The sequence below is a fragment of the Streptomyces sp. AN091965 genome, from assembly GCF_022698285.1.
Lineage (GTDB): Bacteria > Actinomycetota > Actinomycetes > Streptomycetales > Streptomycetaceae > Streptomyces.
Genome location: NZ_JALDMY010000001.1, coordinates 5,638,646 through 5,660,413 on the forward strand (window position 1 = coordinate 5,638,646; position 21,768 = coordinate 5,660,413).

Sequence of the window (21,768 nt, forward strand, 5' to 3'; positions counted from 1 at the left end):
CCGAGGGGCGGGGCGGCGGGCTACGGCAGCCCGGCGAGGCGCAGCAGGGCCGTGGCGCCCGCCGCGCCGAGGACCACCATCACGAAGGGCGCGCGCTTCCAGGCGAGCGCCGCCCCCACCAGGACTCCCACCGGGCGCGACCAGCCGGCGAAGGCGTGCCCCTCGGTGAAGGCGCCGGTCGCGAGGAGGGCGACGAGGATCACGGTGGCCGCGACGGCCAGCAACTCCTGGACGCGTGCGGGCAGTTCGACCCGGCCGTGGAGCAGCGGTCCGGCGAGCCGGAAGACATAGGTCCCGGCGGCCAGGGCCAGGACGCAGACGAGCTGGGCGTTCATGCCGCACCTCCGGCGGGACGGCGGCCGACGGCGAGCAGGCCGAGGAGCGCGAGCAGCACGGGCAGGCCCGCGGGCAGCACCGGAGCCGCCGCCACGGCGAGCACCGCGCCGAGGGCGGCGGCCCGGCGCGCGCCGCCGTCGGCGTCGCGCAGGACGGGCAGGACGAGGGCCACGAGCACGGCGGGGAAGGCGGCGTCGAGGCCGAACCGGGCGGTGTCGCCGAGCGCGGAGCCGGCGAGCGCGCCCGCGAGGACGCTCACGTTCCAGGCCAGGAACAGGCCGATCCCGGATATCCAGAACGCGGCCCTGCGTCGCCGCGCGTCGGGCTGGGCCAGGACGAACGCCGCCGTCTCGTCGGTGACCAGGTGTGCGCCCACGAGCCGCGCCGCCCAGGAGCGGCCCAGGCTGTCGGCCACGGCCAGGCTGAAGGCCGCGGTGCGGGTGTTGAGCAGCAGCCCGGTCGCGGCGGCGGCCGCAGGGCCGCCGCCCGAGGTGAGCACGGCGACCGCGCTGAACTGGGCGGAGCCCGCGTACACGAACAGTGACATGGTGACCGGCACCCACACCGGCAGGCCGCCCGCGACGGCGATGGCGCCGAAGGACACGCCGACGACGAGGTCGGCGAGCAGGACGAGGGCGATGTCGCGGAGCACGTCGGAGGGCAGGTCGGAGAAACGGACGAACCCGTTTGTTCGCTCTGTCGGGTCATCCGTTCGCTGTGTCGAACGCATGACCCGTAGGATGGTTCAGGGGGATCATGTTCGTCAAGGCGAACGAATGGACTGGTATGCCGAACGGTCGGGAGTCGTAACGGTGAGGACGGACCACAACACCGAAGGCGCCGAAGGCGCCGAAGGCGGCGCGGAGGCCCCGCGCGCCCCTCGCACCCCGAGTGCTCCACGCGCCCCGCGCGAATGGGTCGCCGAGGCGCTGCGCCGGGAGCGGGCGCGCGCCGGGCTCTCCCTCTCCGAGCTGGCCAAGCGTGCCGGAATCGCCAAGTCCACGCTGTCCCAGCTGGAGGCGGCGACCGGCAACCCGGGCATCGAGACGGTCTGGGCGCTCGCCGTGGCGCTCGGCGTGCCCTTCAGCGCGCTCATGGAGTCGCCCGCCCCCGCCGTCACCGTCATTCGCGCGGGCGAGGGCCCGACCATGCACGCGGAGCGCTCCTCGTATGCGGGCACGCTGCTGTCCAGGGGCCCGTCCGGCCTGCGTCGCGACATCTACCACGGCGCCATGGAGCCCGGCCCGGCGCGCGAGTCCGACCCGCACAACCCCGGCACCGTGGAGCACCTGATCGTCTCCACCGGCCGCCTCCTCGCGGGCCCCCGCGACGAGCCGGTGGAGCTGTCCCCCGGCGACTACATGGCGTACCGGGGCGATGTGCCGCACGCGTACGAGGCGCTGGTGCCGGGGACGACGTTCGTGCTGGTCATGCAGCACGTGTAGGAGGGGCCCGGGGGTCGGGCGGGGCGCTATCCCTTGCGCGGCCTGGGTGCCAGCAACTGCTCGCGCAGGGCCGTCAGCTGATGGGACGTGTCCACGGCCCTGGCCTCGTCGAGCGTGGTCAGCGCGAGGAGCAGGACGTCCGCCACGACCAGGGCGGTCAATGCCTCGGTGGTGATCCCCGTGGGCGTGTGCGGGGCGGTGAGCACCGCGTCCACGCGCCCCCCGTACCGCTCGGCGAGCTCGTCCGTCACCAGCAGGACCCGCGCGCCCACCGCCCGCGCCCGCTCGATGAGCACGGAGAGCTCCGCCAGGTCCCGGCCCGGCTGGAAGATCACCACGGCGTCGCCCTGGCGCAGCGCGAGCAGGTGGTCGGCGAGCGCGAACCCGGTCGCGCCCACGTACCGCGCGCGCCGGCCGACGCGGCCCAGGGTGAGGGCGAGGTGGCGGGCGGCCAGCTCGGACGCGGCGACGCCGTACGCGTGGATCTCGCCCGCGTCGGCGAGGACGCCGACCGCCGTGCGCAGCGCGTCGTCGGGGGTGAGGCGGCGGGCGTGCTCGATGCGCTCCTGCGCCTCGTCGAAGACCTCGTCCCAGATGCCGCCGAGGTCGCGGCCGACGTGTGCGATGCGCTTGGCGAGCCGCACCTCGGGGGCGACCGCCGCCGTGAAGTCCGTGGCGAGGTCGCGCTTGAGCGCGGGCAGGCCCGCGTAGCCGAGGCGCTGGAGGGCGCGGACCACCGTGGCGTTGCTGGTCCCGCTGGCCGAGCCGAGCTCCTGCGCGGAGGCGAAGAGGAGGGACTCGGCGGGCACGCTCGCCAGGTACTGGGCGACGGCGCGCTCGGAGGCGGACAGGGTCTCCCACTGCCCGCGCACGGCGGTGCGCAGCCGCGCGGCGCCGCCCGCGTCATCGGGCCCGCCCGTCGATCCGCCCGTCCATCCATCGGCCGGGCCACCTGCCGGGCCGCCTGCCGGGCCACCCGCCGGGCCGCCTGCCGGTCCGCCCGCCGACGCGCCCGTCGATCCCGCCGTCGGCCCGCCCGGGGCGCCGATCCCGCCCGCCTCGCCCGCCGTTCCGTCCGGCCCGTCCACCGCTCCGCCCTCCGACGGCTCTGAAATATTCATTACAGGTCTTGACTCCCGTGTGATGGACGTTACATGCTGGATGGCACGTTCCAAGCATCGAGCCTTTCGTAACCGACGTTACAGGAGAAGAATGGCCCCGCGCACCACCTCCGACCGATCCGCCCGGGTCCTCCCCGTGGTCGAGATCTCCGGCACGCCGACCGAGCGCGGCCGGCAGTACGGCGAGGCCGTCCGCCCCCAACTGCACGCGGCCCTCGGGTACTACGCGGCCGCGTTCGGCCAGTCGGCGGGTCTGACCTGGGGCCAGGTGACCGACCGCGCCGCCCGCTGGCTCCGGCCCGTCCGGGAGTACGCGCCGCACCTGGAGGAGGAGATGGCGGGCATAGCGCAGGGCGCGGGGGTGGACCTCCTCGACGTCCTCGCGTTGAACGCGCGCGGTGAGGTGATCTACGACAGATCCTTCAAGCGGATGGCGGCCCCCGAGCGGGCGGAGGGCACGGCTCCGGAAACCCCCGCCGGAGCCGAAGCCTCCGCCGCAGCCGAAGCCTCCGCCGGAGCCGCAGCCGACGCCTCCGCCGAAGCCGCCGACGGCTGCACCTCCTTCGCGGCGTACGGCCCGGCCAGCGGCGACGGCCATGTGTACGCGGGACAGAACTGGGACTGGCGCGCCGGAGTGGCCGATACCGTGGTGATGCTGCGCGTCGTGCAGCCCCCGAGGCCCACCCTGATCATGCAGGTCGAGGCGGGCCAGATCGGCCGCCAGGGAGCCAATTCGGCGGGCATCGCGCTCAATGCGAACGGCCTGGGCGGGCGCTTCAGCGACGCGGTGGGCCTGCCGCAGACCGTGGTGCGCCGCAGCGTGCTCGACCAGCACGCCGTCACCGACGCCGTGGACGTGCTCTGCCGCACCCGCGCCCACATCGCGTCGAACGCGCTGCTCACCTGCCGCGAAGGTTTCGCCATCGACCTGGAGACGACCCCCGCGGGGCACGGCTGGATGTATCCGAAGGACGGCCTTCTCGTGCACGGCAACCACTACCAGGCGGGCGTGCCCGCCGCCCTGGCCCCCGACTACCGCCCCCTGTCCCCGGACTCCCTGGTCCGCGTTCCGCGCGCGGAGGAGGGCCTGGCCGCCCTGCGCGGCGCCACGGGACCCGACGAGTCGATCAAGATCATCAAGCAGGCGATGTCCGACCACCTGGGGCACCCCGAGTCCCTGTGCACCCATCCGGACCCGCGCCGCCCCGAGCTGCGGCGCTGGGCCACGCTCGTCTCCTCCTGCGTGGACCTCACCACCGGCGACTACCGCGTCACGGCGGGCACCCCGTGCGACCGCGACTACCAGCACCTTCCCTGGAACCTGTACGACGGCCCGTTCGGAGACGCCAGATGACGCACCCACCGACGCGACCATCGAGCCCGACGGGCCCGGCCGGGGCCGGGCCGCGGCGGGCCGCGCGCGCCGCCGCCGGGCTCGTCGCGGCGTCCCTGCTCGCGGCGGGCTGCGCCGGGGCCGACACCAACGCCCTCGGTGGCGCCCCCGCCGACGCCGCCAAGCTGGCCCTGCGCGCCACCACCCCGCCCGCGCAGGGCCGTCTGGACCGGGCCGACTGGCTCCTTGAGGACGAGCCCGACTCGCTCGACCTGGACCGCCAGGGCGGCAGCGCGGGCCGCGTCGTCCTCACCAACATCTGCGAGCGGCTGTATCAGCTCCAGCCCGACATGAGCGTCGAGCCGTTCCTCGCCGAGAAGGCCCGCACGCCGGACGACCGCACGCTCGTCCTCACCGTCCGCGACGGCGTCACCTTCCACGACGGCTCGAAGCTCACCGCCGCCGACGTCCTGTGGAGCCTCAAGCGGCACGCCGCGAAGGACATGGAGCAGTCGGACGAGTTCGGCAACGTGTCCTCGATGCGCAGGACAGGACCCCGCGAACTGACGATCCGCTTCAAGGAGCCCTACGCCCTGTTCACCAAGGCGCTCGCCGGAGACGCGGGCATCGTGTGGAACCCCCGCCGGGTCGCCGCCGCGGGCAAGGAGTTCGGCACCCCCGGCCAGGCCGACGCCTGCTCGGGCCCCTACCGCCTCAAGGAGTGGAAGTCCGGCGACTCCCTCACCATCGAGGCGTACGAGGACTACTGGGGCACCAAGCCCCTGACCCGCCGCGTCGTCTTCCGCTGGGCCTCCGACAGCGCCCTGGTCAACGCCCTGCGGACGGGCGCGGCCGACGGCACGTACGCCGAGTCGCCGAACACGGCCGCGGCCCTGCGCCGCGCCAAGAACCTCCGGCAGTACTACGGCCCCTCCACCGCCTCGCTCGTGCTCATCCCCACCGGGCGCGGCGGCCTCAAGGACCCCGCGATCCGCCGCGCCCTGTCCCTCTCCCTGGACCGCAAGGGCATCGCCAACTCCGGTTACGGCGGCCTGGTGCAGCCCTGGGCCGCCCCCGTCGGCGCGGGGGCCTGGGGCTATGAGCGGCCCCGGTTCGCCGCCGCCCAGAAGAAGTTGGGCACTGCCGCCCCCGTGACCCCGACCGCCGACGACCTCGCCGAGGCCAAGAAGCTGGTCAAGGAGGCGGGCGCCCCCGACGACCCCGTCGTCATCGGCACCGACAGCAGCCAGGGCCGCACCGTCGTCGCCAACGCCACCCGCGCCGCGCTCCAGCGGATCGGCGTGCGGGCACAGATCAAGACCGTGCCGCCCGCGCAGTTCGAGGAGTTCTACAGCGACCCCCAGGCCCGCGACGGAATCGACGTCCTCGTCGGCGACTGGTACATCTCCAAGGCCGACCCCATGGGCTTCTACGACAACGGCCTGTCCGACTCCTCCAACAACTGGGTCGGCTTCAAGGACCCGGTGTACGACCGCCTCGTCCACAAGGCCCTCGCCACGCTCGACGACACCGAGCGCGCCCGGCTCACGACCGAGGCGCAGCGGCGGTTCGTCGACGCCGCCGTGTGGATCCCCGTCGCCCAGGTGCCGACGGCGCTCGTCCTCAGTGACCGGCTGACCGGACCGCCCTCCTCCCAGTCGTACCTCTACTACCCGTGGGCCGCCCGGCTGGGCGCGCGGAAAGGCTAGGCCGCCATGGGAACGGGCATCGCCGTCCGTCTCGTACGCCGGCTCGCGGGCGTGCTCGCCACGCTCCTCGCCGCGTCGTTCGTCATCTTCGCCGCCGTGTACGCCGCGCCCGGCGACCCCGCCGTCTTCCTCGCGGGCGGCCGCGACAAGCTGACCCCCGAGCGCCTGGCCCAGGTGCGCGCCGAGTACCACCTGGACGAGCCGCTGGCCGCCCAGTACGGCCGCTGGCTGTGGGACTGCCTGCACCTCGACCTCGGCCGGTCGTTCAAGTACAGCGACCAGGTGTCCGACCTGGTGGCGGCCCGCTTCCCGACGACGCTCCAGCTCGTCCTGTACGCCACCGTCCTGTTCGTCGTCCTCGGTGTGGGCGCCGGGATCCTCGCCGCCGTGAAGCGGTCCACCTGGGTGGACTCGGCGGTCGTCGGGGTCACGACGCTCGCCGCGTCGGTGCCGTCGTTCGTCGCGGCGATCGCCCTGGTGTCGTTCTTCGGCGTCCGGCTCGGCTGGTTCCCGGTGACCGGCAGCGGCGACGGCTTCCTCGGCACCGTGCACCACCTCACGCTGCCCGCCCTGTCGCTGGCGCTCGGCGCGCTCGCCCTGGTCAGCCGCGTGACCCGGCAGGCGATGGTGGACGCGGCGGCCTCCGACCACGTGGCGGCGGCCCGCGCGTCCGGCGTGCCCGAGCGGGAGATAGTCCGCCGCCACGTCCTGCGCAACGCGCTGGGGCCCATCGTCACCATGTGCGGCCTGGTCATGGCGGGCATGCTCGCCGGCACCGTCGTCGTCGAGACCGCCTTCGGCCTCAGCGGCATCGGCTCCCTGCTCGTCGGCGCCATCAACACCCACGACTTCCCCGTGGCGCAGGCCGTCCTGCTCCTGATGGTCACCGGATACATCGTCGTCACCACGGCCGTGGACGCCGTCCACCCGCTGCTCGACCCGCGCGTGAAGGAGGTGCGCTCATGACCCTGACCCTCGGCGGTACGAACGCCGCGAAGGCGGCCCGGGCCCGGCGCCCCCTCGGCGTCCTGGCCGCGGGCACACTGCTCGGCCTCGTCGTCGTCGCGGCCGTCCTCGCCCCCCTCCTCGCGCCCTACGCCCCGGACGCGATCGACCTGTCCTCCTCCCTGGTGGGCACCGGCCGCGAGCACCTCCTCGGCACCGACTCCTCCGGCCAGGACCTGCTCTCCCGCGCGCTGTACGGCGCGCGGACCAGCCTGGTCGCGCCGCTCCTGCTGCTCGCCGTCGCCGGGGTGCTCGGCGTCACGCTCGGGGTGCTCGCCGCCTGGCGCGGCGGCTGGGTGGACACGCTCGTCTCCCGCCTCACGGACGTGATGTACGCCTTCCCGGGCCTGCTGTTCACCGTCCTGATCATCGCCGTCTTCGGCACGGGCACGACGACGTCCGTCCTCGCCCTCGGCCTGGCCTTCACGCCGACCATCGCCAAGTACACCCGTTCCCTGGCCCTGTCCGAGGCCCGCAAGCCGTACGTCGACGCGTACCGCGTGCAGGGCATGGGCGGCGCCCGCATCTGCGCCCGCCATCTGATACCGAACCTGGGCCGGTCCGTCCTCGGCTATCTCGTGGTCCTCTTCGGCGAGGCCCTGATGTCCCTGGCGACCCTCTCCTACCTGGGCTTCGGCGCCCAGCCCCCGTCCTGTGACTGGGGCCTGATGGTGCAGGAGGGGCAGGCGGCGATCGTCCAGGGCGCGATGCTCCCCGCCCTGGTGCCCGGCACCGCGATCGCCCTGGTCGTCGTCTGTTTCAACGTCGTCGGCGTCTGGGCCGCCGACCGCCTGGGGAGGCAGTGATGCTGCTCGACATCGACGACGTGACCGTGACCGTGCCGGGCGCCGCCCGCCCGCTCCTCGACTCCGTGTCCCTGCGGGTCGCCGAGGGCGAGGTGGTCGCCCTGGTCGGCGAGTCCGGCTCGGGCAAGTCCACCACCGCGCGCACGGCGCTCGGCCTGCTGCCGGACGGGGCGGGCGCCTCCGGTTCCGTACGCTTCGACGGCACCGAGGTCCTCACCCTGACCGGCGAGCGCCTTCGCGCCCACCGCGCGGGGTCGGTCGCCCTGGTCCACCAGGACCCGCGCGCGGCCCTCAACCCGGTGCGCCGCGTCGGCGACTTCCTCACCGAGCGGGGCGCCACCCGTGCCGAGGCCGTCGCGCTGCTCGCCTCCGTCGGCCTGCCCGACCCCGAGCGCCGCGTGCGCCAGCGCCCCCACGAGCTGTCCGGCGGCATGCTCCAGCGGGTCGTCATCGCGGGCGCCCTCGCCGCCCGCCCCCGCCTGCTCCTGGCCGACGAGGCCACCAGCGCCCTGGACGTCACCACCCAGGCCGACATCCTCGCCCTGCTGCGCACCCTGCGCGCGGAGCACGGCCTCGGCCTGCTGTTCATCACCCACGACCTGCACCTGGCGGCGGCGTACAGCGACCGCGTGTACGTGATGTACGCGGGCCGGGTGGTGGAGGAGCGCACGGCGAAGTCCCTGTTCACCACGCCCTCCCACCCCTACACCCGCGGCCTGCTGTCCTGCTCCCCGACCCTGGACGCCCTGGAGGCCCCGCTGCGCCCGATCCCGGGCCGTCCGCCGTCCCTGGCGGACGTGTTCGAGGGGTGCGCGTTCGTGGAGCGGTGCGGTGAGGCGCGGCCGGAGTGCGGGACGTGGGTCCCGGAGCCGGTGCCCCTGCCGGACGGGGGCGCGTCCGCCTGCCTCGCCGCGGGCACCCCTGTGCAGATCGAGGTGAAGCCGTGACGAAGACCGCCCTGCTCCGGGCCACCGGGCTGAGCAAGACCTACCCCCTGCCCGGCGGCGGCAGCCACCGGGCCGCGCACGACGTGGGCTTCACGGTCCCCGAGGGCGGCTCCCTCGGCATCGTCGGCGAGTCGGGCTCCGGCAAGACGACCGTGGCCCGCATGCTGGTGGGCCTCGTCCCCGCGGACCGGGGGGAGATCACCGTGGCGGGCCGCCGCCGCGAGTCCCGCACCCCGCGCACCTCCCGGGCCCGTCTTGCCAGGGCCAGGGAGATCCAGATGGTCTTCCAGGACCCGTACGTCTCCCTGGACCCGAGGCTCACCGCCACGCAGTGCCTCCGTACGGTGCTGCGTCTGCACGGCAAGGACGAGAAGGGCGGGGCGGCGGCCCGCGAGCTCCTGGACCGCGTCGGTCTCGGTGCGCGCGAGGCGGACGCGCGGCCCCGGGACCTGTCCGGCGGGCAGCGCCAGCGGCTGGCGATCGCCCGGGCGCTCGCGGTCGACCCCCGGGTCCTGGTGCTCGACGAGGCCGTCGCCGCGCTCGACGTGTCGATCCAGGCGCAGATACTCCAGCTCCTGCGGGAGATCCGGGAGGAGACGGGGGTGGCGCTCGTCTTCGTCAGCCATGACCTGGCGGTGGTGCGGCATGTGACGGACGAGGTGCTGGTGATGCGGCGGGGTGAAGTGGTGGAGCAGGGGCCGACGGGCCGGGTCCTCGCGGCCCCGGAGCACGCCTACACCCGGCTGCTCCTGGCCAGCGTGCCCGGCGAGAACTGGGACCCGGCGGCGGTGTCCCGCACGCGCGAGGCCCTGACGGCGGGCTGACCCCTCGCGGGTGGCGCCCCGGGCCCGCCCCTTCCCGCTCCGGGGGCTCCGCCCCCGCGCCCCCGCTTCATCGGCGCTCCGCGCCTCGTCCTCAAACGCCGGACGGGCTGAGAGTTCCGGTGCGGCCGGGATCTCGTCTGCGAGCCGCAGACAGGATCCGGCGCGCACCGGCACCATCCAGCCCGTCCGGCGTTTGAGGACGAGGCCGCAGGCCGATGGGGCCGCGCCGGGAGGAGGCCCGCCCGCCCGAGGGAGCCCACCCGCCCAAGGCGCCCCCGCCAGAAAAAGGCAGGGGCCCCGGTGCCTCGCCGAAGCGAGGGCGCGGGGCCCCTTGGGTACTGCTTCCGTTGGATCAAGCCACCCTTACGGGAGGATCAAGCCGTCCTGACTAGGCAGGGGTGACGTTCTCCGCCTGCGGGCCCTTCGGGCCCTGCGTGACGTCGAAGGTCACGGCCTGGTTCTCCTCGAGGGAACGGAAACCGCTGGCGTTGATCGCGGAGTAGTGAACGAAGACGTCGGGGCCGCCGCCTTCCTGGGCGATGAATCCAAAGCCCTTTTCGGCGTTGAACCACTTCACGGTTCCGGTAGCCATAAGCCCTCCTTGGGCCAAAGGGTTGCCCTGCTCCAGAACCTGCGATTGTTGAAACAACTGCAAAAGTCTGAAAACGACGAGAGCCTGCGGGTTACATGCTCCGCAGGCTCTGTACTGCAAGGGAAACCAAACTGCAACTTGCGGCGAGCTTAGCACGCAGGCACCCGGAAGCAATAGGGATCAAGATCACGTCACCCGGAGGTTTGACGGGCCCTCGCGCCGGGTTGACACGGGCCCGTCGAGGCCTTGGCGGGAGCCGTGGCGAAAGCGCGAGGTGGGCCACGGAGAAGGCCCCCGCGCGGGGGCCCGCGGACCTCGGCGGAAGCGAGGCCCGGACGCCCCGGCGAATCCCCGCCGAAGCGCAGCGCGGGCACCGGAAGAAGCCCGGCGTGGGGCGCGTAGCGGCGCGGTCCCGGTGGCCGCGGGACCCGGCGCTCGCTCCGTGGCGCACGAGGGCTAGCCTCACGGATGTGGACAATTCTCCCGCTGACACCACGGGCGGGGCGGTCGAAGCCGACCCCTCCTCAAGCTCTCGGCTGCGCGCGGGCAAGGGGTACCCCATCCCCAGCTCCCGCCGCACCGCACGGCCGCGCGTCGGCCACATCCAGTTCCTGAACTGCATGCCCCTGTACTGGGGCCTCGCGCGGACCGGCACCCTCCTCGACTTCGAGCTCACCAAGGACACCCCGGAGAAGCTCAGCGAGCAGCTCGTGCGCGGCGACCTCGACGTCGGCCCCGTCACTCTGGTCGAGTTCCTGCGCAACGCCGACGACCTGGTGGCCTTCCCCGACCTGGCCGTGGGCTGCGACGGCCCGGTCATGTCGTGCGTGATCGTCTCGCAGGTGCCGCTCGACCGCCTGGACGGGGCGCGGGTGGCGCTCGGCTCCACCTCGCGCACCTCCGTGCGCCTGGCGCAGCTGCTGCTCGCCGAGCGCCACGGCGTGCGCCCCGAGTACTACACCTGCCCGCCCGACCTCGGCCTGATGATGCAGGAGGCGGACGCGGCCGTCCTGATCGGGGACGCGGCGCTGCGCGCGAACCTGATCGACGCCCCCAAGCTCGGCCTGGAGGTGCACGACCTCGGGCAGATGTGGAAGGACTGGACGGGCCTGCCGTTCGTCTTCGCGGTGTGGGCGGCCCGCCGCGACTACCTCGCGCGTGAGCCCGAGGTGGTCCGCGAGGTGCACAAGGCGTTCCTGGCCTCCCGTGACCTGTCCCTGGAGGAGGTCGCGAAGGTCGCGGAGCAGGCCTCGCGCTGGGAGTCCTTCGACGCGGGCGTCCTGGAGCGGTACTTCACGACCCTGGACTTCCGCTTCGGCGGCGCGCAGCTGGAGGGCGTCACGGAGTTCGCGCGCCGGGTAGGGCCGACGACGGGCTTCCCCGGGGACGTGAAGGTGGAGCTGCTGCGGCCGTAGCCGTGCCGGGCCCGGACCTCAGCCGCTGGGGACCGGGCCCTTCATCTTCTTGCTGATCCACTGGATCGGCCCGTCGTCCATGGCGGGGACGTACGAGCGGGCGCTGTGGGTGCCGCCCGGGATGACGTTGAGCCGGGTCTTGACCGGCCCCTTGCCGTACTTCTTCATGAAGGCCCGCAGGTTCGGCTGCCCGGACTCCGCCGTGCCGACCTGGAAGGCGATGTCGACCTCGGGTCCGCCGCGCCGGATGAGGCGCTCGGCGAGGCGCCCCGGGTCGTTGGCGAGCCGCTGCGGCTCGTGCCCGCGCCAGAGCGGTGAGTCGGGCACGGTGTCCGGGCCCGACGCGATCACGGCCCTGAACTTCTCCGGGTGCTTCAGGACGGACTTCAGGCCCACGAAACCACCCGACGAGGAGCCCATGAAGCCCCACCCGTCACGGGACGTGAAGGTGCGGAAATTCGCCTTGACGAAATCCGGTACGTCCTCGGTCATCCAGGTGCCCATTTTCGGCTGCCCCGGTATGTCACTGCCGTCGTAATAGAACTTGTCGTCGGGATTGAGCACGGGCATCACCACGATGAACGGAAGGCTCTTTCCCTCCTTCGACCACCTGGCGATGGAGCTCTCCAGCTTCAGGTCCGTGCCCATCCAGTAGTTATTGGGGTAACCGGGACCGCCGGGCAGCGCGATGAGTACGGGAAAGCCGCTGCGGGAGTACTTCGGGTCGAAGTACTGTTTCGGCGCCCAGACCCAGACCTTTCCGGTGAAGCCCGACTTCTTGCCGTGCAGGGTGGTGACGCCGATCTTGGTGCCGTCGTCGAGGGTGCTCTCGGTGGTGAAGGAGGCGCGGGGCCCGGTGGGGAGCCGGATGCCCGAGCCCTCGCTCCCGCGGCCCTTCGCGGGGGCCGGGGCGGAGGCGCTGTCGAAGCTCATGGGCTCGCCCCCGTCGGACGAGCAGCCGGTGAGCAGGACCGCGGCGGCGGCGAGCGCGGCGGTCAGGGCGGCGGTGGTGCGGCGGATGTTCATATGACCTCGACGGACCTGGGGACAAGGACGGCAATACGGTCAATTCCGTCTGGGTAGAGGGAGAAACCCGGACGGGGGTTCCCCGGGTCGTAGGCTGATCCGTGGCAGTGGTCCGCGTACGGCGCACCAGGGGGAGGCCTTCGCGATGCACCCGCTAGAACCGGACGAGCCCGCGGCCATCGGGCCCTATCGGCTGCTCGGCCGGCTCGGCTCCGGCGGCATGGGCCGCGTCTACGTGGGCCGCAGCGCGGGCGGCCGCACGGTCGCGGTGAAGGTCGTGCATCCGCACTTCGCCCTCGACGAGGAGTTCCGCGCCCGCTTCCGCCGCGAGGTCGACGCGGCCCGGCGGGTCGGCGGCAAGTGGACGGCCCCGGTCCTGGACGCCGACCCCGAGGCCGCGCTGCCCTGGGTCGCGACCGGATACGCGGCGGGCCCGTCCCTCACGGAGGCCGTACGGGACGCGGGCCCGCTGCCCGAGCACTCGGCCCGCGTCCTCGGCGCGGGCCTCGCGGAGGCGCTCGCGCACGTCCACGCCCTCGGCCTGGTCCACCGCGACGTGAAGCCCTCCAACGTCCTGCTGACCCTGGACGGCCCGCGCCTGATCGACTTCGGCATCGCCCGCGCGACGGACGGCACGGCCTCGCTCACGTCCACCGGCGTGTCCATCGGCTCGCCCGGCTACATGGCGCCGGAGCAGATCCTCGGCAAGGGCGCCACGGGCGCGGCGGACGTCTTCTCGCTCGGCGCCTCACTCGTGTACGCGGCGACGGGGGAGCCCCCCTTCGCCGGTGACACGTCGGCCGCGCTGCTCTACAAGGTTGTCCACGAGGAGCCGGAACTGGGCGCGCTGAGCGGAGAGTTGCGGGACCTGGCCGCGGCCTGCCTGGCCAAGGACGCGGCGGCGCGGCCCGCCCCGGCCGAGGTCGCCCACCGCCTCGCCCCCGCGGGCGCGGCCCCGCTGGTGGCCGCGGGCTGGCTGCCGGGGCCGCTGGTGGAGCGCGTGAGCCGCAGCGCGGTGCGGCTGCTCGACCTGGAGGCGGAGGAGGACGGCGCCGGGGGCGCGGCGGCGTCGGGGCCGGTGTCGTTCGCGGGACCCGCGGTGGGCGTGTTCGGGCCGCCGGACGCGTCGTACGGGGCGGGCGGGCCGGGGGCGGCGGTTCCGCCGACTCCGCTTCCACCGCCGCTTCCGCTTCCGCAAGGGGGCCCTGCCGACGCGCGGCCGTCCCCGGTGCCGTCCGCGCCCGCCACGGCCTCGCCCGGCAAGGTCTCCCTCTCCGTCGCCGCGACGACCGCGCCCGGGTCGCCCGACGGCCGCGGGCGGAGGGTGAGTTGCACGGTCGCCCTCGCCGTGGCCGGGGCGCTCGCGGCGGTGATGGTGGGGTCGGCGTTCCTGTTCGACGTGCTGCCCGGTTCCGGCGCGGGCGGCGACGGCGACGGCAGCGCCGGGAAGCGGCCGCCCGCCGCCACCGGTGGCGCCTCCGACTCCGACGGCCTCGTGCCCAAGAGGTATCTGGGCACGTGGCGCGGCAAGGCCTCCGCGCAGGACGGGCTCGTCGCCCTGGGCACGTTCGACGTGACGGTCCGGCAGGTCGCGAAGCGGGGGGAGCGGGTCGGCACGGTGACGCAGACGGACCTCATCGGCGGTACGTGTGTCGACGTGCTCACGCTCACGTCGGCCACGGAGAAGGAGCTGGTGATGAAGGCGGTCGGGGCGAAGTCCAACGGCGGGGGGTGCTCGCAGGCCGCCCACACGGTGTGGCTGCGGCCGGTGGGGACGGAGCTCCAGTACACCTCCGATGATCCCAAGGCCGGTGACCCGGAGGCGCGGCTGCGGCGCGTGCGGGGCTGACCCCCGCGGTGCGCCCCAGGCTCGCCCCTTCCCGGTCCGGGGGCCCCGCCCCCGTGCCCCCGTTCGTCGGCGCTCCGCGCCTCGTCCTCAAACGCCGGACGGGCTGGAACTCCCCTGTGCTAGAGGGGAGTCGTCACCGTCGCCGGTTCGCCCGTGCCCAGGTGGAGGAGGCCCTTGCCGGGGGTCACGGGGCCGCCGACCATGCTCCGGGAGACGCGGACGCCGATGAGGTCGCCGCTGGACGAGTCCTGCGGGGAGAGCAGGATGCCCCGCCGCCCCTTCTTCGCGTCGACCTGCCACCCGGAGAACCCGCTGCACACGTCCTCCTCGTCCCCGGCGAGCACGAGGGCGAGGCCCTCGTCGGCGCCCCGCTGGATGATCCGCTTGAACTGGCTCGCGGCGTCGCAGTCCTCCAGGATCTCGCCGTCGTCGACGAGGACGGCGATCGGCGACTGGAGGGTCGCCGAGTCGATGGCCTCCTCCAGGTCGTCCTCGTCGATGTCGTCGCCGGTGAAGACCTTCAGGACGCCCTCGGTGCCGTCGAGCCCGCGCAGCGGGGACGGGCGGGGCGCGGCGACGACGAGGCGTACGCCCTGCGCGAGGAAGGAGCGGGCGGCGTTCATCAAGGCGGTGGAGCGGCCGGACTTGGCGGGGCCCGCGACGACGAAGGCGGGCACGCCCTCGGCCAGGTCGGGCCCGTGGCCCATGAGTTCGTCGCCGCCGACGCCGATCAGGGCCCACAGCTTCGAGCGCGAGGCCTCGGGGTCGCGCAGCTCCCAGGCCTCCTCGAAGGAGATCCGGCCGGGCAGCGTGTCGACGCGGAACGGGCGCAGCCGGCGCGGCACGTCGGCGTCGCGGACCGCGGCGGCCTCACCGATGGCGGCGAGCGCGGCGGCCTGGCCCTGCCCGGTGGCGTCCTCGCAGAGCAGGGCGAACTGCGTCTCCGTACCGCTCTCGTTGCGGAAGGCGCGCCCCGGGGGAATCTCCTCGGGCACCTTGCGGGAGGGGATGCCGAGCAGGGAGAAGTCGGAGCGGTCGGCGAGCCGGAGGCCGTACTTGTCCTCGGTGAGGGACGAGACGCGGCCGACGAGGAGCTGCCGGTCGCCGGTGAGGACCAGGTGGATGCCCACGCTGGCGCCCTCCCGCATCATCGTGGTGACCTCGTCGGTCAGGCTGCCGTGGTCGATCTCGCCGAGCGTGGGCAGCCAGCCCTCCCAGCGGTCGAGGAGGACCACGAGGTGCGGCAGGCGCTCGTCGGCCGCGGCACCGGCCCGCTGCTCGCCGATGTCGGCGTAGCCCTTCTCGGCGAGGAGGTCCTGGCGGCGGCCGAGTTCGCCCTTGAGCCGGTTGACGAGGCGGACCACGCGCTCGGTCTGGTTGCGGCCGACGACGGCGCCGCAGTGCGGCAGCCGGGTCAGCGCGTTGAGCGCGCCGTTGCCGCAGTCGATGCCGTACAGGTGGACGTCGGCGCAGGAGTGCGTGCGCGCGAGGGAGCCCGCGATCGTGCGGAGCACCTGGGAGCGGCCGCTGCGCGGGGCGCCGCCGATCATCAGGTGCCCGAAGGTCGCGAAGTCCACGGTGACGGGGCGGCGCGCCTGGTCGGCGGGCAGGTCCTCGACGCCGTACGGAGCGGCCGGGAGCGCACCGGCGGGGGCGGGCGGCGGCACGATGGCGTCGAGCAGCAGCGTCTCGTCGAGGGCGGGCAGCCAGGGGCTGTGCTGGGCGGGAATGGCGAGGGCCGTGGTGGCCTCGCGGATCGCGTCGACGAGGACCTTCAGGTCGGTGATCTCCGCGTCCTCGCGGGCCGGGGCCTTGGGCCGGGCGGCCGCGGCGCGCCCGAGGCCCGGCCAGGTGAGTTCGTCGGCCCAGGGCGCGAGCGCCTGCGGGTCGGCGGCGCCGGGGCGGCGGCCGCCGACGCGGCCGGACTGGAAGGGCACCAGGGAGGCGTGGCCGAGGCGGACGTAGGCGCGGCCCGGTGTGTTCTTGGAGATGTGCCCGGCGTCGGGCGCGTCGATGACGTCCGACGACTCGCCGCCGTCGGTGACGCGCAGGGCGATGCGCAGATTGGTGTTGGCGCGGATCTCGGGCGACACGACACCGCTCGGCCGCTGCGTGGCGAGGAGCAGGTGGATGCCGAGGGAGCGGCCCCGCTGGGCGATGTTGACCAGACCGGTGACGAAGTCGGGCAGGTCGCGGACCATGGAGGCGAACTCGTCGATGACGATGAGGAGCCGGGGCACCGGCGCGCGCGTGGGGTCGCGGCGCACCAGGTCCTGGTAGTCCTCGATGTCCTTGGCGTCGGCGTCGGCAAGGATGTGCTCGCGCCGCTTCAGCTCGGCGCCCAGGGACTCCAGGGCGCGTTCGACGAGGTGCGCGTCGAGGTCGGTGACCATGCCGACGGTGTGCGGCAGCTGCACGCAGTCCTTGAACGCGGAGCCGCCCTTGTAGTCGACGAGGACGAACGTCATGTTCTCGGGCGTGTTGGCGACGGCGAGCGCGGCCACGATGGTCTGCAGGAGCTCCGACTTGCCGGATCCGGTGGTGCCCGCGATCAGGCCGTGCGGCCCGTCCTTGCGCAGGTCGATGCCGAACGGACCGTCGTACGACTCGCCGATGACGGCCGTCGTGGACTGTCCGCCGGACCGCCAGCGCGCGGCGACGGCCTCGCGGGACGGCGGCTCCAGCTGAAGCACGTCGAGCAGCCGGCTGGCGCCGGGGAGCGCGGAGTCCTCGGTCTCGCCGCTGATGTCGCGCAGCGGCGACACGGCGCGCGCGAGGCGCAGGCACCAGGCGGGCGAGACGAAGTCGGGGCGCACGTCGAGCAGGCGCCGGGCGCCGGTCTGCTCGACGCGCAGCCGCAGCTCGTCGGTGGTGTCCGACCGGCCGGCGTCGGCGTCGGCGGTGTGCCAGGCGTGGAAGGAGGGGAAGCCGCCGCCCGCCGGGGCGGTGGCGGGCCGGGGCGGGATGCCGCCCGCCACGGGCGCGGCCCCGGCGGCCGGGTCCGTGAGTTCCCGGGCCCTGGGCTCGGCCACGACGAAGGCCTGGCACTCGCCGGGCAGGAACCGCTGCTCGGTGTCGAGGCAGAGCGCGTAGATGCCCACGGCCGGGCCGTCGCGCAGGATCCGGACGACGCCGGGCAGCGAGCGAAGGCGTCGCGAGCCGTCCCAGACGACGACGATGTCCGGGTCGGTGAACCCGCCGCTCTGGCCCCGGGTCTCCTGCTTGACCTTCTCGCGCGCGTCGAGGACCTGCGTCAGCTCGCCGACGCGGGCGCCGACGGTCTCGGCGTCCGTGCCGATCAGCACGTTGACGTCCTGGCCGCTGCCGGGGCGGGCGTGCGGCAGCCAGCGCAGCCAGTCCCAGGACTCCCAGGCGGAGTTCTCCGTCAGGACGTAGAACTGGACGTCCATCGGGCTGTGCAGCGCGGCGGTCTGCGCGACCGCCCAGCGGCCGAGGGCCGCCGCCGCGCCGCCGGGCCCGGCCAGACCGATGACGCCGAGCTGCTTCAGGCCGAGCGCCACCGGGGCGTCCTCGATGGTCCAGGTGACCTGCCGCTTGTGCTCGTCCTGCTCCGGGTCGTCGAGGACCACGTCGGACGGCAGCCGGCCGGTGCCGAAGCGCAGCAGCAGATGGTCGGCGTCGGTGCGGCGCCGCTCCCACAGGCGGGTGCGCGGGCCGGTGCCGAGGGTGAGGACGGCCGCCGGGTCGGGGATCGCGCGCCGCCGGTCGAGCCGCTCGGCGACCAGGGCGTCCTGCGCGTCCTTCTCGATCCGCTCCTTGGTCTCCTTGTACTCCTTGACCTGCTTGGCGTGGGACTTGCGGCCGTGCTTCTTGTCCAGGAAGTAGTTGCCGAACAGCATGATCGGGCTGAGCCCGGCGATGATGAGGTAGTACCAGCGGTTGAAGATCATCGCTGCGATCACGGCGCCGACCAGCGGGAACAGGGCCATCAGCCACGGCAGTGGCCGGGCTTCGAAGTCGCGCGGCGGGGACGGCAGGCGGAACGTGGTCTGCCGCTCGGGCGGGCGCAGCCGTGGCGGCCGGTTGTAGTCGAGGCCCGCGCCGTCCTCGGACCACTTGAGGGCCGCGTCGGGCGGCGCGTACCGCACGAGCTCGAACAGGGTGTTCCCGGCGGCGATCTGCGCGCCGAGGGGCCAGGTGCCGCCCTCGGCTCCGGTGAACTCCGCGCCGTCGAGGGTGACGTCGCCCCGCTCCTCCTCGTCGCCGTGCGCGGCCAGTTGGCAGGTGCCGTCCGTGGCGACCGACAACGTCAGGGCGCGCGCGGGGAGTTCGGGGTCATCGACGCGGACGTACGCGGCCGGGCCGCTGCCGATGTCGTACCGGCCGATGCCGAGCCGGTGCACGGCGCCCGCGGCCGGGCCGCCCACCACGCGCAGCTCGACCAGGCCGGTCGGCTCGCCGGGCACGCAGCCCGCGGGGTCGTGGAGGCTGACGACGGCGCCCTCGCGCAGGGGCGAGGTGACGACCGTGGCGCCGGGGTCGACGGCGTACCCGTCGACGTAGAGCACCGGCGCGCCGTCGGGCGCCGCCTGGTGCGGGCCGAGGGGGATGACCTGGGCGCCGCTGCGGCCCGCCGTGCGGGCCAGTTCGGCGGCTATGTCCCTGACGGAGGAGTCGGGGTCGGCGTCGAGCACGACGTCGGCGGAGCCACCGCCGATCGGATCGACGACGGTCAGTGTCAGACGCACGCTCGTCCTCCCATGGCCCCCCGTGACCGCTTCCGGACCACGGCCCACAGTGGAAGCGACCCTAACCGCTGGCTCCCGGCCGGGGGCAACGGGCTGTCGGCGCACGCTTTCCCCTGGCCACGCCCGCCAGTTGCGGCACTTCCACCCCGGCACGCGCTCATAGCAGAGCTGTGACTCAACTGGGGTATTCCCTCTGTGACCACACCCGTAAGCTGCTGGCGCACTGGCGGACGGCCGCACCGGGTGTGTTCGGGCGCAGCCGCCGTGCCGACAGCGTGATGCGCGCCGTTTCAGGTGCGATGCGCACCCATCAGTGGAGCCACGGGGGCCGGCCCTGCGGCGTGTTGGATAGGGAGTGGGCTTCATGGCCAAGGACCTTGACGTCACATACCAGGACATGCGGGATGCGGCCAAGCATGTCGTCAAGGAGAAGGACAAGCTCAAGGAGAAGCTCGACGGCCTCCGCAAGTACATCGCGAACCTCGTCGAGACGGGCTACGTCACCAAGAGCTCCTCGAAGGCGTTCGACGAGAACTTCGACGAGTTCGTGCGCGGCGCCAAGGACATGCTCGACGGCCTCGACGGCATGGGCGACTACCTGACGACCGCCGCGGACAAGTTCGAGCAGATCGACGACGAGCTGGGCAAGGCCGCGCGGGGCTAGTCCCCCGGGCCGGGCGGAGGCAGGGGCGGGGCGAGGGGCAACCACCCCTCGCCCCGCCCCTTTTCCCCGGCCTGCCGCCGCCGTCCCGGGCTCAGACCCAGCGCAGCGACGCCGCGATCGCCTCGCACAGGCCGCCCAGGGGGCTCTCGACGCCGCTCAGCGGCACGTTGAAGGCGAGCAGCAAATACCCGGACCTGCCGGGCATGGCGACGTACAGGTCCAGCGTCGTCGCCGTCGTGGCGCGGACCGCCTCGCCCGCGGGAAGCTCCGTCACGGTCGCCTTCGTGCCCGCGCCCCGGTGCTCGGCGACGCTCCGCGCCAGGTCCTGCGGCGTGACGTACAGGGCGCCGGACATCGGCAGCAGGGACACGAGCAGCGTGGCCGGGGTCGCGCCCGTGTCGTCGATCTCCGAGCGCAGGAACAGCTCGATGGCGCCCTGAGCCGCCCCGCTCTCCGCGGTGTTGCGCAGGGTGGCCCACAACCCCCGCGCGGCCTGCGCGGACATCCGGCGCCGGGCCGCCTGCCGGTCGGCGAACGTCTTGAGCTGGGGCCGCCAGCGGTCGAGCGTGAGGTCGACGCGGAACCAGTCGCGGGGGACGAGGAGCCGGTAGTCCTCCGGCGGTGCGTCCGCCCCGGGCCGCTCCGTTCGCGGGTCCGTGCCGGTCACTCCGCGTCCTCCGCCATGTCGACGGGGCGGCCCTTGCTGTCCACCGGGTTCCCGGCGGCGTCGAAGAGCTGGAGGCTCCGGCAGACGCCCGCGAACATGCTGGAGAAGACGTCCCAGCCCTCCATCGTCGGCGTGGACATCTCCAGGACCACGGCGGTGCCGTTGACCAGCGGCACCTGGACGTTGATGAACGACGTCCAGAACGGCTCCTCCTCGCCGGACGGCGTGAGCGACCCGTCGACGGCGGCGCGCCGCGAGCCGATCCAGGACACGCCGGGCCCGCACGGCAGGGACAGCTCCTCCACCTCGCCCCGGCCGAGCGCGCGCAGCGCCCGCGCGGTGCCCTCCACCGGGCTGAAGCGGGCCTCGTCCGGCAGATCGGCGAGCGCGATCGACACGTTGGCCGTGCAGCGGACGCCGTCGACCTCGGTGACGACGAACCCGGCGTACTGGACCCCGGCGTCGACCAGTTCGTCGTACGTGGACCCGACCATCGCGGCCCACAGGTACTGCATCTCCGGCGGGGACTTCGGCTGGATCTCCCGGGCCAGGTCGATGAGCTTGTCGGCGAGCTCGTCGATGTCCTCGGCCTCCGTGGGGAGTTCGAAGAACCCTTCCGGCATGATCCACCGGACGTGGAACAGCTCGCCGCCGGCCGCGGTCGCGACCCCGGTCGTCTCGGACACCACGGAACTCATCGGGGGCCTTTCCCATCGGGCGCGCCGGGCGGTCCTCCGCGCCGGTCTGCGGGCATGTCCAGGTCATCGTCGTCGGCCTCGGGGTGGAAGCGGGCCGCGAAGGGGTACGGGCCGTAGTGCGGGTACGCGTCCGGCAGCCGGGCCCCGCCGTCGCGGGCGAGGTGCGCGATCCTGCGGTACGCGGCGGCCCGCGCCCGCACCCGCTGGCGCGGGCGGCTGCCCCAGTGCCGGGTCAGCGTGACGGCGTACAGGACGACGACCAGGGCGCAGGCCGCGCCGCACAGGCCGTAGTACAGGTACTGGTCCCGGCCCGGCTCCCAGTGCTGCACGTACGCGCCCCAGCCCGCGAACAGCGCGAAGGCGACGAGCGCGGTCGGGACGCCGAGGCGCACTCCGGCCCGGTGCAGCGCCGCCTCGTCGAGGTGGCGGAGGCGCAGCAGCTCCAGGACCGCCGCGTCGTCGAGGAAGTCGAACCGCAGCCGGTGCCCCTCGGCCTCGGCGGCCGCGCGCGCCGCGGGCACCGCGGCGAGCACGGCGCCCGGGACCAGCGACCGGACGACGTCCCCCCGGGCCCGGTACGCGCCGGGCCCGAGGGGACGCTCGTCGAAGGGCGCGGACACGG

General features: G+C 74.0%; 19 protein-coding genes. 10 read left to right on the forward strand and 9 right to left on the reverse strand.

The features are described from left to right. Positions 1 to 20: 20 nt before the first annotated feature. Together MQV74_RS23915 and MQV74_RS23920 are read right to left on the reverse strand one after the other, a co-directional pair. Entirely contained in the window at positions 21 to 335 is a 315-nt protein-coding gene (locus tag MQV74_RS23915; protein WP_242720821.1) for an AzlD domain-containing protein, read from the reverse strand. Then, positions 332 to 1,066, reverse strand: coding sequence for an AzlC family ABC transporter permease (locus tag MQV74_RS23920; RefSeq protein ID WP_242720824.1), 735 nt, complete (start codon positions 1,064 to 1,066; stop codon positions 332 to 334). The genes MQV74_RS23915 and MQV74_RS23920 overlap by 4 nt, the downstream gene beginning before the upstream one ends. A gap of 199 nt (positions 1,067 to 1,265) precedes the next feature. On the opposite strand from MQV74_RS23920, the gene MQV74_RS23925 reads away from it, so the two are divergent. Further along, on the forward strand, positions 1,266 to 1,781 hold the full coding sequence (locus MQV74_RS23925) for a helix-turn-helix domain-containing protein (protein ID WP_242729052.1): 516 nt from the start codon (positions 1,266 to 1,268) through the stop codon (positions 1,779 to 1,781). A 26-nt stretch (positions 1,782 to 1,807) separates the two neighbouring features. On the opposite strand, the gene MQV74_RS23930 is transcribed toward MQV74_RS23925, so the two are convergent. After that, a complete protein-coding gene (locus tag MQV74_RS23930) occupies positions 1,808 to 2,902 on the reverse strand; it encodes a MurR/RpiR family transcriptional regulator (protein WP_278194204.1) in 1,095 nt (364 codons plus the stop codon). A gap of 91 nt (positions 2,903 to 2,993) precedes the next feature. Here MQV74_RS23930 and MQV74_RS23935 point away from each other — a divergent pair, with 91 nt between their 5' ends. From MQV74_RS23935 to MQV74_RS23960, 6 genes are read left to right on the forward strand one after another with little or no spacing between them, the layout of a single operon-like run. Next, positions 2,994 to 4,256: a C45 family autoproteolytic acyltransferase/hydolase gene (locus MQV74_RS23935; RefSeq protein ID WP_242720827.1), complete on the forward strand. Its 1,263-nt coding sequence runs from the start codon at positions 2,994 to 2,996 to the stop codon at positions 4,254 to 4,256. Beyond that, on the forward strand, positions 4,253 to 5,944 hold the full coding sequence (locus tag MQV74_RS23940) for an ABC transporter substrate-binding protein (RefSeq protein WP_242720830.1): 1,692 nt from the start codon (positions 4,253 to 4,255) through the stop codon (positions 5,942 to 5,944). The genes MQV74_RS23935 and MQV74_RS23940 overlap by 4 nt, the downstream gene beginning before the upstream one ends. 6 nt (positions 5,945 to 5,950) lie before the next feature. Continuing rightward, on the forward strand, positions 5,951 to 6,910 hold the full coding sequence (locus MQV74_RS23945; protein WP_278194205.1) for an ABC transporter permease: 960 nt from the start codon (positions 5,951 to 5,953) through the stop codon (positions 6,908 to 6,910). Continuing rightward, complete coding sequence (locus MQV74_RS23950) at positions 6,907 to 7,755, forward strand: ABC transporter permease (protein WP_242720833.1); 849 nt, start codon at positions 6,907 to 6,909, stop codon at positions 7,753 to 7,755. The genes MQV74_RS23945 and MQV74_RS23950 overlap by 4 nt, the downstream gene beginning before the upstream one ends. Further along, positions 7,755 to 8,702: an ABC transporter ATP-binding protein gene (locus MQV74_RS23955; protein ID WP_242720835.1), complete on the forward strand. Its 948-nt coding sequence runs from the start codon at positions 7,755 to 7,757 to the stop codon at positions 8,700 to 8,702. Before MQV74_RS23950 ends, MQV74_RS23955 begins: the two co-directional genes overlap by 1 nt. Further along, entirely contained in the window at positions 8,699 to 9,526 is an 828-nt protein-coding gene (locus MQV74_RS23960; protein WP_242720838.1) for an ABC transporter ATP-binding protein, read from the forward strand. Before MQV74_RS23955 ends, MQV74_RS23960 begins: the two co-directional genes overlap by 4 nt. A gap of 388 nt (positions 9,527 to 9,914) precedes the next feature. Here the strand turns inward: MQV74_RS23960 and MQV74_RS23965 are convergent, their stop codons facing one another. Continuing rightward, entirely contained in the window at positions 9,915 to 10,118 is a 204-nt protein-coding gene (locus MQV74_RS23965) for a cold-shock protein (RefSeq protein ID WP_016645643.1), read from the reverse strand. Positions 10,119 to 10,678: 560 nt separating this feature from the next. Here MQV74_RS23965 and MQV74_RS23970 point away from each other — a divergent pair. After that, positions 10,679 to 11,533 (forward strand): menaquinone biosynthetic enzyme MqnA/MqnD family protein, encoded by an 855-nt coding sequence (locus MQV74_RS23970; protein ID WP_242729058.1) that lies wholly within the window; start codon positions 10,679 to 10,681, stop codon positions 11,531 to 11,533. Positions 11,534 to 11,551: 18 nt separating this feature from the next. On the opposite strand, the gene MQV74_RS23975 is transcribed toward MQV74_RS23970, so the two are convergent. Then, positions 11,552 to 12,559 (reverse strand): alpha/beta hydrolase, encoded by a 1,008-nt coding sequence (locus MQV74_RS23975; protein ID WP_278194206.1) that lies wholly within the window; start codon positions 12,557 to 12,559, stop codon positions 11,552 to 11,554. A 145-nt stretch (positions 12,560 to 12,704) separates the two neighbouring features. Here MQV74_RS23975 and MQV74_RS23980 point away from each other — a divergent pair, with 145 nt between their 5' ends. Next, positions 12,705 to 14,408, forward strand: coding sequence for a protein kinase domain-containing protein (locus tag MQV74_RS23980; protein ID WP_242720841.1), 1,704 nt, complete (start codon positions 12,705 to 12,707; stop codon positions 14,406 to 14,408). A 119-nt stretch (positions 14,409 to 14,527) separates the two neighbouring features. On the opposite strand, the gene MQV74_RS23985 is transcribed toward MQV74_RS23980, so the two are convergent. Continuing rightward, positions 14,528 to 19,117: an FtsK/SpoIIIE domain-containing protein gene (locus tag MQV74_RS23985; RefSeq protein ID WP_242720844.1), complete on the reverse strand. Its 4,590-nt coding sequence runs from the start codon at positions 19,115 to 19,117 to the stop codon at positions 14,528 to 14,530. A 364-nt stretch (positions 19,118 to 19,481) separates the two neighbouring features. Between MQV74_RS23985 and MQV74_RS23990 the strand changes: the two genes are divergently transcribed. Further along, a complete protein-coding gene (locus tag MQV74_RS23990) occupies positions 19,482 to 19,781 on the forward strand; it encodes a WXG100 family type VII secretion target (protein ID WP_150512489.1) in 300 nt (99 codons plus the stop codon). Between the two features lie 91 nt (positions 19,782 to 19,872). Here the strand turns inward: MQV74_RS23990 and MQV74_RS23995 are convergent, their stop codons facing one another. From MQV74_RS23995 to MQV74_RS24005, 3 genes are read right to left on the reverse strand one after another with little or no spacing between them, the layout of a single operon-like run. Beyond that, positions 19,873 to 20,448 (reverse strand): hypothetical protein, encoded by a 576-nt coding sequence (locus MQV74_RS23995; RefSeq protein WP_242720847.1) that lies wholly within the window; start codon positions 20,446 to 20,448, stop codon positions 19,873 to 19,875. Beyond that, positions 20,445 to 21,134, reverse strand: a complete 690-nt coding sequence (locus MQV74_RS24000; protein ID WP_242720850.1) for a hypothetical protein — start codon at positions 21,132 to 21,134, stop codon at positions 20,445 to 20,447. Before MQV74_RS24000 ends, MQV74_RS23995 begins: the two co-directional genes overlap by 4 nt. 8 nt (positions 21,135 to 21,142) lie before the next feature. Beyond that, positions 21,143 to 21,766, reverse strand: coding sequence for a hypothetical protein (locus tag MQV74_RS24005; protein WP_242720853.1), 624 nt, complete (start codon positions 21,764 to 21,766; stop codon positions 21,143 to 21,145). Positions 21,767 to 21,768 lie beyond the last annotated feature (2 nt).